Annotated in this window: 11 protein-coding genes; 7 read left to right on the top strand and 4 right to left on the bottom strand. The window is 48.7% G+C overall.

What is annotated here, in order from left to right:
* Nucleotides 1–63 precede the first annotated feature (63 nt).
* The 3 genes from JQN73_RS05105 (at nucleotide 64) to JQN73_RS05095 (ending at nucleotide 3737) form a co-directional block, all read left to right on the top strand.
* Nucleotides 64–1311: an SfnB family sulfur acquisition oxidoreductase gene (locus JQN73_RS05105; RefSeq protein ID WP_205322043.1), complete on the top strand. Its 1248-nt coding sequence runs from the start codon at nucleotides 64–66 to the stop codon at nucleotides 1309–1311.
* Between the two features lie 66 nt (nucleotides 1312–1377).
* The gene (locus tag JQN73_RS05100; protein ID WP_205322042.1) at nucleotides 1378–2772 is read left to right on the top strand and encodes an LLM class flavin-dependent oxidoreductase; all 1395 of its coding nucleotides are present in this window, start codon (nucleotides 1378–1380) and stop codon (nucleotides 2770–2772) included.
* Between the two features lie 158 nt (nucleotides 2773–2930).
* The gene (locus JQN73_RS05095) at nucleotides 2931–3737 is read left to right on the top strand and encodes a MetQ/NlpA family ABC transporter substrate-binding protein (RefSeq protein ID WP_205322041.1); all 807 of its coding nucleotides are present in this window, start codon (nucleotides 2931–2933) and stop codon (nucleotides 3735–3737) included.
* Between the two features lie 169 nt (nucleotides 3738–3906).
* Here the strand turns inward: JQN73_RS05095 and JQN73_RS05090 are convergent, their stop codons facing one another.
* Both JQN73_RS05090 and JQN73_RS05085 read right to left on the bottom strand, forming a co-directional pair.
* The gene (locus tag JQN73_RS05090; protein WP_205322040.1) at nucleotides 3907–5982 is read right to left on the bottom strand and encodes a M13 family metallopeptidase; all 2076 of its coding nucleotides are present in this window, start codon (nucleotides 5980–5982) and stop codon (nucleotides 3907–3909) included.
* A 226-nt stretch (nucleotides 5983–6208) separates the two neighbouring features.
* Nucleotides 6209–6895, bottom strand: a complete 687-nt coding sequence (locus tag JQN73_RS05085; RefSeq protein ID WP_205322039.1) for a hypothetical protein — start codon at nucleotides 6893–6895, stop codon at nucleotides 6209–6211.
* A 424-nt stretch (nucleotides 6896–7319) separates the two neighbouring features.
* Here JQN73_RS05085 and JQN73_RS05080 point away from each other — a divergent pair, with 424 nt between their 5' ends.
* Entirely contained in the window at nucleotides 7320–8624 is a 1305-nt protein-coding gene (locus JQN73_RS05080; protein WP_205322038.1) for an MFS family transporter, read from the top strand.
* A 312-nt stretch (nucleotides 8625–8936) separates the two neighbouring features.
* Nucleotides 8937–9245 carry a c-type cytochrome gene (locus tag JQN73_RS05075; protein WP_205323194.1) on the top strand — a complete coding sequence of 103 codons (309 nt, stop codon included), beginning with the start codon at nucleotides 8937–8939 and terminating at the stop codon, nucleotides 9243–9245.
* Nucleotides 9246–9463: 218 nt separating this feature from the next.
* Here JQN73_RS05075 and JQN73_RS05070 read toward each other — a convergent pair whose 3' ends face one another.
* A complete protein-coding gene (locus tag JQN73_RS05070) occupies nucleotides 9464–10600 on the bottom strand; it encodes a branched-chain amino acid ABC transporter substrate-binding protein (RefSeq protein WP_205323193.1) in 1137 nt (378 codons plus the stop codon).
* 667 nt (nucleotides 10601–11267) lie between these two features.
* On the opposite strand from JQN73_RS05070, the gene JQN73_RS22705 reads away from it, so the two are divergent.
* Nucleotides 11268–11741, top strand: a complete 474-nt coding sequence (locus tag JQN73_RS22705; RefSeq protein WP_304607806.1) for a prepilin-type N-terminal cleavage/methylation domain-containing protein — start codon at nucleotides 11268–11270, stop codon at nucleotides 11739–11741.
* Nucleotides 11742–12437: 696 nt separating this feature from the next.
* Here the strand turns inward: JQN73_RS22705 and JQN73_RS05060 are convergent.
* On the bottom strand, nucleotides 12438–13583 hold the full coding sequence (locus tag JQN73_RS05060; RefSeq protein ID WP_205322037.1) for a branched-chain amino acid ABC transporter substrate-binding protein: 1146 nt from the start codon (nucleotides 13581–13583) through the stop codon (nucleotides 12438–12440).
* Nucleotides 13584–13766: 183 nt separating this feature from the next.
* Between JQN73_RS05060 and JQN73_RS05055 the strand changes: the two genes are divergently transcribed.
* Nucleotides 13767–14276: an Lrp/AsnC family transcriptional regulator gene (locus JQN73_RS05055; RefSeq protein ID WP_205322036.1), complete on the top strand. Its 510-nt coding sequence runs from the start codon at nucleotides 13767–13769 to the stop codon at nucleotides 14274–14276.
* Nucleotides 14277–14445 lie beyond the last annotated feature (169 nt).

Below are 14445 nucleotides of genomic sequence, written 5' to 3'. Positions count from 1 at the left end.
AGCACAGGTTGCCGGCCGGCGCATTTTGTTTTGCTACTTTACCGTTTTTTGAATTGACTTACGATGCCCAACAGTACGATTTTTTTAGTCCCAGAAGCGCACCAGATTATCGATAAAAAGTCGGTTTCCCGTGTCGTTACCAGAATCGCTAATGATGATGAGGCATTGCAGATTGCACGAACGCTTGCCGCTGAGTTTGCAGTCGACGCCGGCCTACGCGATCAAAACAGACAGTTGCCGTGGGGCGAGTTAGAGCGCTACGTCTGCTCCGGCTTATGGGCCATTTCAGTTCCCAAAGAATACGGTGGCGCTGGCGTTTCAAATGTGACACTGGCCGAAGTTATTGCAATCATTTCCAGTGCAGATGGTTCCATCGGTCAAATTCCGCAGAACCACTTTTATGCCGTTGAAATTTTAAAGGTGAACGGAAACCTATCGCAGAAAAGATTCTTTTTCGAGAGGATACTGCAAGGAGACCGGCTAGGGAATGCTTTGGCAGAAATCGGCACGCGAACGTCACAAGACCGTAAAACGCGATTAACTGCCGATGGCAAGGGCTTTCGTATTAATGGCCGCAAGTTTTATGCAACCGGTGCGCTATACGCCGATTGGATCCCGACTTCTGTGATCGATGACGCTGGCGTGCAACAACTGGCGATTGTTCCGCGTAATGCTGACGGTTTGACGATTATCGATGACTGGTCCGGATTTGGTCAACGCACCACGGGCAGCGGCTCGGTCGTATTGGAAAACGTCGCCGTCGCTGCAAATCATGTGGTGCCGTTTCAGGCTGCGTTCGAAAGACCGACCCACGTTGGCGCATTAGCACAACTTCTGCATGCGGCAATTGATTTGGGTTTGGCACGGGCGGCGATTACTGAGACGATTGGTTTTGTACGAAGCAGATCCAGACCGTGGGTCGATAGTGGTGTTCAGCGTGCCTCCGAAGATCCGCTGACGATTCACGAAGTCGGTAATCTGACCATCCACCTGCATGCTGCAGAGGCACTACTGGAAAGGGCAGGTCGCTGGGTCGATCAGGCGGCGGCGCATCCTGATGAGGAAAGCGTCGCTGCGGCCTCCATAGCGGTAGCCGAAGCGCGCGTATTGACGACCGAGATTTCACTGCTGGCCGGTAGCAAACTATTTGAACTGGCAGGCTCACAATCGACCTTGGCCGAGCATAACCTTGACCGTCATTGGCGTAACGCTAGAACCCATACATTGCATGACCCCGTACGATGGAAGTATTTCGCTATCGGAAATTATTATCTCAACGGTAAAAAGCCTCCACGTCATGGCGCCATTTAGATACTTCACCATGTAATTGATTCTTTTAAAAATTATGACGGACGAGAAGCCGTCGAGCGATCAAAAATGAAAAAAAAGAAAATTCTTCTTAACGCATTTAGCATGAACTGCGTGAACCATATCAACCATGGACTATGGACGCATCCGCGCGATCAATCCGAAAATTATAATGATATTGCGTATTGGACCGATCTTGCAAAATTGCTCGAACGCGGCAAGTTTGATGGACTGTTTCTCGCCGATATCGTTGGGGTGTATGACGTGTACCAGGATTCGGTCGATTTGACGCTGCGGGAGTCGATTCAACTTCCTGTCAACGATCCGATGATGTTGATCTCGGCGATGGCGCATGTCACTGAACATCTTGGATTTGGCGTTACCGCGAATCTGAGTTATGAACAGCCTTTTCTGTTTGCGCGCAAGCTGTCGACATTGGACCATCTGACCAAAGGACGCATAGGTTGGAATATTGTCACAGGTTATCTGGAAAGCGCGGCCAGGGCAGTCGGCTTATCGACGCAACTGGATCACGATCAGCGTTACGATCGCGCCGATGAATTCATGGAAGTTGTCTATAAATTATGGGAAGGTAGCTGGGAGGATGACGCTGTTTTACGCGACCGTAAGCGCCGTATTTATGCGCAACCGGATCGGGTCCATAAAGTTGATCATCGCGGAGACTATTATCGAGTCGAGGCAATCCATCTCAGCGAACCTTCATTGCAACGTACTCCGGTCCTGTATCAGGCCGGTTCGTCTGGTCGTGGGCAAGTCTTCGCGGGGCGCCACGCCGAATGTATTTTTATTTCCAGCCAGACCAAAGAAGCAGCGCGCAAGCTCGTCACCGAGGCTCGTCGGTCTGCTGTAACACAAGGCCGTGAGGCCAATGATGTAAAGGTTTTCATGGGCTTGACCGTGGTCGTGGCACCGACCGAAAAGGAAGCGTGGGATCTGTTTCAAGAATATACCGCTTATGCCAGTCCGGAAGCAGGTCTGGCGCATTTTTCCAGTGGTACAGGTATCGACTTTTCAAAATATGCCATGGACGAGCCAATTCGTGCTGTGAAGAATAATGCGATCGAATCTCTGGTGAAGACCGTCACTAATCCCGAATTGGACTGGACCAAGCGCAAATTGTTGGAGCAACTGGCATTGGGCGGGCGTTATGCCACGATTGTCGGCTCGCCATCACAGGTTGCCGATGCGCTGGAAGATTGGATACGCGATACCGATATCGATGGCTTTAATCTGACGCGCACGGTCAGCCCGGAAAGCTTTGAAGCGTTTGTTGATCTGGTCATTCCAGTATTACAGCAGCGCGGCATCTATAAAACCGAATACGAGGATGGGTCGCTGCGCCAGAAAATTTTTGGTTGTGGCAATCGTCTGTCCGCGAAACATATCTCCGCAGGCTATCGCGCGCAGGTTCGTGAACGCGCTGCGCAGGATGTCGCCGTATAAATCCTATCTGGCAGAGCCAGCATTTTTCGAGGCGCGCGCTTCGCGCCCGTGTCTGTGGGGTCTCTGTGCGATTCGTTTTAAATCAAGAAAACACCGTAAAAATCAGTGTAAACGCTGTCATAAAAATAATTTTGAATACAATTTATAAGGGGAAAATTATGTTTCGTCGGCTTGCTTCTGCGATTTCAGTGTTGCTATTACTGGTAACGAGTATCAATGTCTTCGCTGAAGATAAAATCATCAGAATCGGTGCTACCAGCGGGCCGCAAGCACAGGTTCTGGAAGTGGCAAAACGGGTCCTGGAACGTCAGCCCGGCTTAAAGCTGCAGATCATTGAGTTTAACGATTACATACAACCCAACGCAGCACTGGACGCAGGAGAGCTTGATGCCAATGCTTACCAGCATCGGCCGTTTTTGAACGCGCAGATTAAAGCGCGCGGTTACAAGCTAGTCGGCGTCGGGCGCACGATAATTGGGCCAATGGCGATTTATTCGAAAAAATACCGGACGCTCGCAGCGTTGCCAACCGGCGCCAAAATTGGCCTCCCGAATGATCCGGCTAACGAAAGTCGGGTGCTGTTACTTTTGCAAAAGCAGGGTGTTATCAAATTGCGAACCGGTATCGACCCGATTGCAGGCGTGAACGCGACGATTGTCGACATCATCGATAATCCTAAAAAATTCAAATTCGTGGAGATTGATGCTGCGCAATTGCCGCGTACGCTTGACGACCTTGATGCTTCTGCCATCAACGCCGACTACGCAGTTAAGGCTGGGCTTAATCCCCCTCGCGATAGTCTGGTGATTGAAAGCGGCGACGGCCCCTATGCGTGCTTAATTGCGGTAAGGGAAAAGGACAAGGATCAACCATGGTTGCCTAAATTACTTAAGGCGTATCAGTCCGACGAGGTGAAGAGATTCGTCGAAACAGAGTTTAAAGGGGGAATGCTGGCGGCTTGGTAGCTGGGTGGCTTAATTGCTTCATTGTTGGGGTTCATCTTAAGGCCGTGTTTGCCAGGATTTACTTTTGCTTTTCCGCAGGCGCACACGCGAAATAGCGTCGACTGCTGATGGCCTGACGCTTACTGGCCGCCATCAGCAGTTTATTTATAGCATTTTTATTTGATTTTCATCACCACATAATCACGCGTTGCCCTGGAGCCAGATACATCTTGTCACCCGGTTTGACGTCAAACGCGCTGTAGAAGCCCGGTTGGTTTTCGAGCGTGCCGTTGCCGCGGAATTGTGGGGGAGAGTGCGGGTCGGTTTTTACATACACGATTGCTTGCGCATCGCGTACCTTGCCGCGCCAGACCTGCGCCCAGCCAAGGTAAAAACGTTGATTGCCGGTCATCCCGTCGATCACTGGTGCGGCCTTTCCAGCCAAGGACAATTGATATGCCTTATAGGCGATGGTCAACCCCGAATTGTCCGCGATGTTTTCGCCCAAGGTCAGTTCGCCATTGAGTTTATATCCAGGAACCGGACTATAAGCGCTGTATTGGGCAACCAATGCTTTGGTTTTGACTGCGAATTTTTCGTGATCGTCTTTGGTCCACCAATCGCGCAGATTGCCGACCTCGTCGTATTGACTGCCCTGATCATCAAAACCATGGCTGATTTCGTGTCCAATTACAGCACCTATACCGCCGTAATTGACCGCATCGTCAGCTTTGGCGTTGAAAAATGGCGGCTGTAAGATAGCAGCAGGAAACACCACCTCATTCAATTCCGGATTGTAATAAGCGTTGACGGTTTGTGGCGTCATGCCCCATTCATCGCGATCAACCGGTTTGCCTAATTTGTTGATATTGCGTTGATATTCAAACTCGTTAGCGCGAATAATATTGCCGACCAGATCATTTTTCTTGATCGTCAGTGTGGAATAGTCACGCCATTTATTTGGATAGCCGATTTTGGTCATGAGCGTGTTTAGCTTTTTCTCCGCTTGTTGTTTGGTGGCCGGTCCCATCCAATCCAGCGTGTGGATACTTTCTCTATAGGCCGCGATCAGATTACTGACCAGCATTTCCATGCGTGCTTTATTCTCTGGTGGGAAGTATTGGGCAACGTATAATTCGCCCAAACCTTCACCAACGGTATCCTCCACCATTTTTACGCCGCGCTTCCAGCGTGGCTCGTTCTGCGGTACACCGCGCAATACGCTTCCATAAAACGCAAAGTTTTCGTCCACGTAGGGCTTGGACAATGCGGAGGAAAATCTACTTAAGACGTGCCATTTAAAATAGGCCTTCCACGCGTCCAGAGAGGTCGTTTCCAGCACCTGATCGAAACCTTCAATGTAGCTCGGCTGACTGACGACGACGTAAGAAATTTTGTCTTTCAGTCCGGCTTCCGTGAGATAGCTGTTCCAATTGTTATGCGGCGCTAACGTTGCCAGCTGATTTAATTCCACTTTGTTATACGTTTTGACCGGATCGCGATTTTGGACCTTGGTCCACTGTATTTTTGCTAATGCGGTTTCGAGGGTAAGGACGCTTGAAGCATTGTGTGCCGCGGCTTTATCGCCAGCCAGCGTCAGCATCTTCTCTATGTGCGCAAGATATTTGGTGCGTGCCTCTTTTAGCTTGACGTCATCATCCTTGAGATAGTAATCCCGATCCGGCAGCCCCAAGCCACTTTGACCGAGGTCAACAATCACCTTGGTCGAATCCTTGGCATCCTGGTGAACGCCGATGTCGTAAGGGACTTTGACGCCTATGCGGGATAAATAGGCAATCATGCCAGCGACCTGTTTTTTATCTTGCAGCGCATCAATTAGCGCAAATTGGCTGTTTAATGGTGTAACGCCCAGGGTGTCCAGCGTCGGTTCGTCCATGTAACTGGCGTACACGTCCGCAATTTTTTGTTCGTTTGTGCCGGGCTTCACGGCTGTATCTTTGCTGACGGAATCGACGATGGTCCGTAATTCATTTAAGGAGTTCTCACGTAATTCATAAAAAGACCCCCACGACGATTTGTCAGCGGGTATCTCCGTCTTTTTCAACCATGTTCCGTTGACGTAGTTATAGAAATCATCCTGAGGCCGCACCGCCGTATCGGCGTTCTGCATATCGATGCCAGACGTTAAGGGGTTAATCGCGGTTTGCATGGTAGTTGCGTAGTGGGATGTTTGTGAAGCGTCTGCAGCATTGCCAGTGCCGGAAATCATCGTCAGAGCTGCTGCGGCAATGAGAGTTCTAGTCATAATACGGTTCACGATTGAGGGATCCTTTGTAAGATTGATCGGAGGGTGGCCTGATAGGCCACAATGTAGAAGACATTTTCTGGTGGAAGACACCAACGTGAGTCTCACTACAATAGTCGATGCTGTAGCGTCGATCTTCATATTACTATCGAGTATTGCTGTTCGGCAATCTTAATAATTGATGTCTGAACAATGGACTTCCAGCGAACTGCCCAGAGGATCGTCATCAGCGGCGATAAGTATTCTCTTTGGTTGGAGGCCCGCTAAAATCGCTGCCTATCGCATATAAAGAAATCACGATGCGTGCGGGTTCGGTGGTTCTCGTGAGAATAACTTTGCTAACCGGTATGTCATCAAGCACGCATTTATTGCGCCGATCAATGCGTAATTCAACGACTGAATCGTTCGTGGCGACAATGGTGTGATTGGCCCGCTTGCAGGTCGATGCATTTAAGGTCTTACTGGAAACGGAAAGAACTTCGTCGGTGGCGTAATTTATATTCGGCACCTCTGGAGAAAGACTTTCTGTCCACGTTCCTTGTGCCCACTGGGGCATCGAGAAGCCCGACAGGGAAACCGAAGACACCGGCGTTGCGAGAAGACTCGGGAAGACATCGCGAGCCATCTTACGGGTTAAGCTCAGCTTGAGATGGGGGCTTTTAATTACCCCGTTTATTTTAATCGTACTGATGACGTTACCATCCAGACTGATTGTCAGGTCTTCATGCGGCGCGTTGCGGGTAATATCCGCAAGGCGGTACAGTGCAACGGGAGTGAGTTTCACACTAAGGGCTACAAATTCCGAGTCCTCCTGTGCCTGGTCTCTTATGTTGAGGTTGATTTCTGCGAAGTCTTGATCTGATGAAAAATCGATTTCAGCTGCCTGGGCAGAAAACACAAAAAACGTGCTCAATGAAAGTATTATTAACCTGAGATTGCACCGCTTATACATCGTTATCTCCATCGTGCATGATCGGCACCTGCTCTTATAATTATTTGATCTTACACAAGTCTTGAATAAAAAGAGGGTATTTGTACCGTGACGATTACCGGCCAACCTGCCAATCTCCCTGGTCGCCAAAACAAGATCGGCTCAATGGGAGCGGCGTAACAGCGGCCGGCGAATAGTTATTTGTGAAAGTTTGGAGTCGTCCGATACGTTGAAGTTCATTTTTGCCAACGCACCAACCACGCAAAAAAATATTGAATAGCATCCGGTCAGTTGTTTGTCCTACAATGCATGCGATAAACCTTAAAATTGATAGCTAGTCCTCGCAGGCTTCTATGAGACGTGGGGCGATACAGCATATAAAAAGTTGCACTTAATGAAAGATAAGATGACATCTATAGCACAGGAAGTACTTTCACCCGCAGCAGATCGCCGCAAACGTGTTTTCGCGATTGTGGGTGCCTCATCCGGCAATCTCGTTGAATGGTTTGATTTTTATGTGTATTCATTTTGCGCAATTTATTTCGCGCCTGCTTTTTTTCCCAGCGACAATCCCACGACGCAATTATTGAATACCGCAGGTGTATTTGCTGCCGGATTTTTGATGCGGCCTATTGGCGGCTACATTTTCGGTCGTCTCGCCGACAAACGGGGGCGTAAGACATCAATGATGACTTCGGTATTGATGATGTGCGCAGGCTCCCTCCTGATCGCGTTCCTGCCAACCTATGCCACCATCGGTGCCGCCGCGCCCGCGTTGCTATTATTTGCGCGTTTGCTGCAGGGCTTGTCGGTGGGTGGCGAGTACGGTACCAGCGCTACCTATATGAGCGAAGTTGCCCTGAAAGGACAGCGTGGATTTTACGCGTCCTTCCAGTATGTGACATTGATCGGTGGTCAATTACTGGCGGTGCTCGTTTTGGTTATTCTGCAGCAGTTGCTGACGACAGAACAACTTAAAGACTGGGGCTGGCGCATTCCATTTGTGATTGGAGCCGGCGCCGCCGTCGTGGCGCTATATTTGCGTCGTTCGTTAAACGAGACGTCGACTAAAGACTCACGCAAAAACAAGGACGCAGGGACCATCGCCGGTCTGATGAAGCATAAGGTCGCGTTTATGACGGTGATTGGCTTCACCGCCGGCGGGTCGTTGATTTTTTACACCTTCACGACCTATATGCAAAAGTATCTGGTCAACACCGCAGGCATGAGCGCCAAAACCGCGAGCGCGGTCATGACGGCCGCTTTATTGGTCTACATGTTGATGCAACCTTTGTTCGGCGCGTTGTCGGACAGAATCGGACGTCGTACCTCAATGATCTGGTTTGGCGCACTGGCGACGCTCAGCACAGTGCCAATCTTGCATGCGTTAGCTGATGTCAGTAATCCTTATGCAGCCTTTGGATTGGTGATATTGGCGTTGGCAGTGGTCAGCTTATATACCTCGATCAGTGGCCTGATCAAAGCGGAGATGTTTCCGCCGGAAGTGCGGGCGTTGGGAGTGGGTCTATCCTACGCGCTGGGCAATGCCGTATTCGGCGGTTCGGCCGAATTCGTGGCGTTAAAACTTAAATCGATTGGAATGGAATCAACCTTCTATTGGTATGTCACCGTCTTGTGCGCGATTGCGATGATCGTTGCGATACGCATGCGCGATCCTGGCACGGAAGGCTATCTGCGGCACGAGGACTAATCTACGTGTCGATGGTAGGGGCCGATCGAAGGATCGGTCCAGGCCGAATAACGTATGCGTCCGGATGGAAATCGATGGGTGGCTGCTGCTTAGTAAAATGAGGGGACGATTTCTTACGTATCCGCATACGTCAGAGATGAACGTTAGCGGTGAAGAATCGATGCGGAGAATCGCGCGAACTGAATCTCCCTTGAAGTTCCCTCGAACTTTCTCTGTATTGCCGACCATGATCGTTACCGTCATAGCAGGACTGTGAGACAATTCTGTTCTATTGATCCAGGGCAATGCAGTAATTTATTCGGAGAAGTAATGATGAAGCGGTGTTTGTTGATGGGTGGCGTATTCGCCTTTTTAGTATCCGGTAGTGCAATGGCAAATGCAGATCTCGCCAGAGCCAAAAACTGTATGGCCTGTCACTCGATTGGCAATAAAGTTGTCGGTCCTGCGTTTAAAGACGTGGCCAAAAAGTACGACGGGCAAAGCGATGCAGAAGATAAACTGGTGCAAAAAGTATTGAAGGGTGGATCCGGCGTGTGGGGGCAAATACCAATGCCCGCCAACGCCCAGGTCAGCGATGCGGAAGCGCACACGTTGGTTAAGTGGATTTTATCGCTGAAATAAATGGGAAATATGCGGTCGGCAAAAGTTTGATAAGCGTTCGTTGCCAAATCGAAAACGCTTAAATAGCGCTCATAACGAATGGTAAAAAAGGTACTCCGATGAGTACCTTTTTTTTCGAGATAATTCCTCATCCTTCCGCTGGAAGGATGGCCAAAGTTGGACCGATCAAAGCTGAACCATCAGCCCGCCAGTTCCACCGAACTAAAGTGCGTATTGGATTATTTGGTCACGCCGATAATAGTCCGTTGTCCGGCTTTATATGTATACAAGGTGAGCGTGGCGTTTTTCATGTCGCCATGCGCATCGAACGCAATCGTACCGGTAACGCCTTTATGGTTGATCTTCGCCAATGCAGGCAAATACATTTTAGGGTCTGTCGAGTTAGCCTTTTGCATCGCATCTACCATCGTCATTAACGCGTCATAAGCGTACGCCGCATAGATCACGACCTCGTGACCGTAGCGCGCCTTGAAGGCTGTTTTAAACGCATCTAGCGCAGGTCGCCCAGCATCGGGAACTCCACCTGCCTCGGCACATATAACCTGATCGTCAGACAACGCGTCTCCGGCCAGCTTCGGGAGTTCTGTTGTACAGATTGCATCGCCACCCATCATTTTTGCCGTGATTCCCAATTGCTTCATCTGCCGCAACATAGGACCAGCACCGGCATCCAGGCCACCGAAAAAAATCACATCAGGCTTCTTGGCTTTGATTGCAGTCAAAATCGCGCTGAAGTCGGTCGCCTTGTCGTTGGTATATTGGGTCGACACAATATTTGCCCCCGCCGCCTTCGCACGCTTTGAAAATTCCTGCGCCAAACCTTGACCGTAAGCCGTGCGGTCGTCGATCACGGCGATGTTCCTGGCGTGTAAGGTCTGGACCGCATATCGCCCCAATGCGCCTGCTAACTGACCGTCATTGGCAACCACCCTGAATGCCGTGTTATAGCCTTGAAGCGTGTATTTTGGATTAGTGGTACCTGGTGAAATCTGAGGAATACCCGCGTCGTAATAAATCTTTGAGGCTGGAATGCTGGTGCCGGATTGCAGGTGCCCGATGACACCTTGCACCTTCGCATCCACAAGTTTTTGCGCTACCGCCGTACCTTGCTTGGGATCGCCGCCATCATCTTCAGTCATCAATACAAATTTAATTTTCTTGCCGCCGATCTTAAGGCCTTTGGTATTCAGTTCTTCTACAGCCATGTTCGCACCGTTTTGCAAATCCTTGCCGACGTAGGCGATGGGACCGGTAGTCGGGCCAACCTGCGCCAACGTAACGATTTGTTCTTGCGCAAACGCTGCACTGGAAAAAGCCAATGAAGCTGTCAGCAAAGCGGTGGCCGACAAAGGCATGTTGTTTGTGTTAACTGGCACCGTAGATCCTCCTAAGGATTTTAAATTTGAGGGTAATCATTTCAAAGCAATCGTCTCTGAGTGCTCGTCACGAAATGTTGCATGCGAGAGGTATTGTAAATGAGGTGCTTCGGAAATTCATTATTGCTTTTACCGTGGGGAAGAAAAGAGGTGAGACATGCGGCTCAAAAATATGGTTCGGCGTAATGAAATTGGGGAAAGCACATGCGGAATTTTCGTGGCTTGGAGTAAGGCGAGCATGGTTGCATCTATGAATTTTCAAACGTCGGATTGTTAGTCTGCGGTCAGATTTGGCGAAATATTTTCGGAGTTTTTTTTACTGAATTTTTCTTTTCTGGGGCGGTTCGCCTCCTGAAAAATTTGTTGGAAGAAGCCCACGCGACAAGGCTTTTGGTATTAGGGTTCAAGAATGTACGCACGCGACATCGAGATTAAGGAATTTACCTAAATGACCCGAGCGACATGGAAATGCGCAATGTATTGCCTATATAGTTAAATCACTATTTGGTGTCACATCTGGCAAATAGCGCTCGTAAATCATCGCAGTACGCTGATGCGGATTTATTCTAATAATTTTAAATAGTCAATAGTTCGATCGCGAACAGCGCGCCGCTTTTCGGGTGTGCAGACAACAGGGAGTCTACGCATGAAATTTTCTCAATATAAACGTCAGGTACAAAAGGGTTTCACACTTATCGAGTTGATGATTGTGGTGGCGATTATTGGAATTTTGGCTGCTGTCGCATTGCCCGCCTATCAAAACTATATGTTAAAGGCTAAATTCTCCGAAACATATGCGATGGCGTCGCCTTACCAGCTCGCTATCGGTATGTGTTTGCAAATGACTTCAGACTTGAAAAAATGCGGTGCGGAACAAAATGGGGTTCCCCCCAATATGACTAAGCCGACACCTCATGTCGCTTCCGTTACAGTCACGGAAGGGGTGATCACGGTGACCCCAACCAAGACCACGAATGTCCTTTCGACACTAATTTTGAAGCCGACGCTAACCGCAAATGCTGTGATTTGGGATAATGACGCAAGCCTATGTTTAAAGGCGCAGGGAGACACGCCGCCTCTTTGTACTGCTCTTGAAAAGGTATCGGGTAACGCATCGTAATAGTCGAAAATTAATTTTTTTGCGCCATGTAAAGCCAGACATAATCTTCGGCTATCGTAGGCCTTCCAGTTATGATGATTCATCAAGATAGCCGGTTTAGCACTCAGGAGCGGTATCAATTCAATTTGACTGCTTGGTTCGAGTGATTAAGAAAAAAAGTGTGCCAATTTTGGTAAATCCGGAAAACGATCGGCATATTTTGTAGAGTCGTGAGCGTCAATTTTTAAATAGAATGTTTTTGGAATTGACGAAGATTGGCCTCCGGTTTCCTTTGACATGACAACGGCTCAGATGATTGGAAGACTAAATACGGTCAGATTCAAAGTGGGTTCAAGCAAATTTTCGTAGCTCTTAAGTGTCATGCTTAGGAGTTTTTTTTAATTCTGGAAATCATCAGAAGCAAAAAATGGATATGTAGTCTAAGCACGAAACGACGGAGCCGGTATTACGTTAAGTGCAATAAAACCGGCGAAACGTCGCTAGAGGAATGCCAGAAGACAAATAATGTGAAAAACCTGCCAGCCAAACAAAAAAACGCCCCGGCATGAAGGCCGGAGCGTTTTTGTTAGTCTTACTTTGATCTTTCAGTCGTTGGTTAAATGTGCCATCGTTAAATCAATAAAACGATTTATACGATTAGCGCTGAACTGCGCATAGCACTTAAAACCAACGCCCGAAATTCTCGATGCCAACTAATTACTTAGTCACTGCCAGCAACGTACGTACGCCGCCTTTGTAAGTGTACAAAGTCAGTGAGCCGTCTTTGATATCGCCTTTTGCATCAAAAGCGATATTGCCGGTTACACCCTTGTGATGGATCTTAGCCAGGAAAGGCAAATATTTTTTCGGATCAGCTGACTTGGCTTGCTGCATCGCTTCAACCATCGTCATCAAAGCATCGTAGACATACGGTGCGTAGATCACGACTTCTTGATTGAATTTCTTTTGGTAAGCGACTTTGAAGTCTTCCAGCGCTTTTTTACCAGCATCCGGAACACCACCGGCTTCGGCGCAGACGACCTGGTCATCTGCCAGGCCTTCGCCGGCCAATTTGGCTAACTCAGTTGTACACAGGCCATCACCGCCCATGAATTTAGCTTGAATACCAAGTTGCTTCATCTGACGCAACATCGGGCCACCGACGGCATCCATACCACCGAAGAAAATCAAGTCCGGTTTTTTGGCTTTGATTGAAGTCAGAATTGCGTTAAAGTCGGTTGCCTTGTCGTTGGTGAACTGCGTAGAAACGATTACAGCGCCGTCTTTTTTAGCACCTTTGGAGAACTCTTCTGCAACGCCTTGACCATAGGCAGTACGGTCATCGATGACTGCAATGTTTTTGGCGTGCAGTTTTTCGACAGCGTAACGACCTAAAGTACCGCCCAATTGACCATCGTTGGCTACAACACGGAACGCAGTGTTAAAGCCTTGTTGTGTGTATTTTGGGTTAGTCGCAGATGGTGAAATCTGTGGAATACCAGCGTCGAAATAAATCTTCGATGCCGGGATTGTGGTGCCGGAGTTCATGTGACCGATAACGCCATTAACGTGCGAATCGACTAATTTCTGCGCAACGGTTGTAGCGAGCTTAGGATCGGATGCGTCATCTTCACCATCCAATACGAATTTAACTTTTTTGCCGCCGATCATGGTGCCTTTGGCATTCAGCTCATCGATCGCCATTTTGGCGCCGTTTTCATTGTCTTTACCAATGTGAGCGTTAGGACCGGTGAGCGGGCCAACGTGACCGATTGTTACAACCTCTTCTTGTGCGAATACCGAGCCAGCAAGTGCCAACGCAATAGCGCCAACTAACGGAATCATTTTGGTCTTGATCTGCATGAATTTCTCTCCTGAGGATTTAAAATGATACTAAGTACTACAAAGCAATATAACCCGACGCTCAAAAACTTTGTTCCTCCGTTTGCAGCTTATTAGGTTGCTGCGAACATGCAAACGGTACATCATAAAAAACAGTTCGCAAAGAGGTTTTATGCGTTTTTTTGAATCCCTGACACTTCCCATATGACCAAACAACATGTCCTCGATAAGGTCGATCGCAAGTTACTCAACTTGTTGCAGCGCGACAATCAAACCCCAACCCGAACGCTTGCCGAGAAAGCCCATATTTCACAACCAACCTGTCTACGCCGCATCCGTGACCTACGTGAAGCGGGGGTGATTAACGCCGACGTGGCGCTGGTCGATCCGTTTGCGCTTGGTTACGGAATGCTGGCATTTCTCGAAATTTCTCTGAATAATCAATCCGACGAACACATGCAGGAATTCGAATTACGCATGAATAAAGAGGTTGAAGTAATGCAGTGCTATTTCGTTTCTGGCGACTATGATTATTTTTTGGTCGCCCATGTTATCGACATGGACGCGTACTATCAATTTGTCAGGCGCGTTATTTCAGGTTCTGGCAATGTGCGTCACTTCCAATCCCGCTTTCCTATGAAGCGCGCAAAATTTGTCACTCGAGTTGCGTTCGATGAGAAGGCAGCCACCATTGAAGTGCGAGCACCAAAATAGCCATCGCCCTTAAATGATGCGAAATGGAGACAATATAGGTGCATTAATAGCGCTTAATCTTGCTCGTACGACTTATAACGCAATTTCTGGGCCATGTCGAAGAAAAGGCCCAACCCTTTAATCGGGTCAGGCCTTTCAAATTGGCGTTCAAAAACGCTGCGTCTTAAAG

The organism is Glaciimonas sp. PAMC28666, from assembly GCF_016917355.1.
Classification (GTDB): domain Bacteria; phylum Pseudomonadota; class Gammaproteobacteria; order Burkholderiales; family Burkholderiaceae_D; genus Glaciimonas.
The sequence above is the reverse complement of the archived record's forward strand: the minus strand, read 5'-3'. Positions and strand labels throughout refer to the sequence as shown.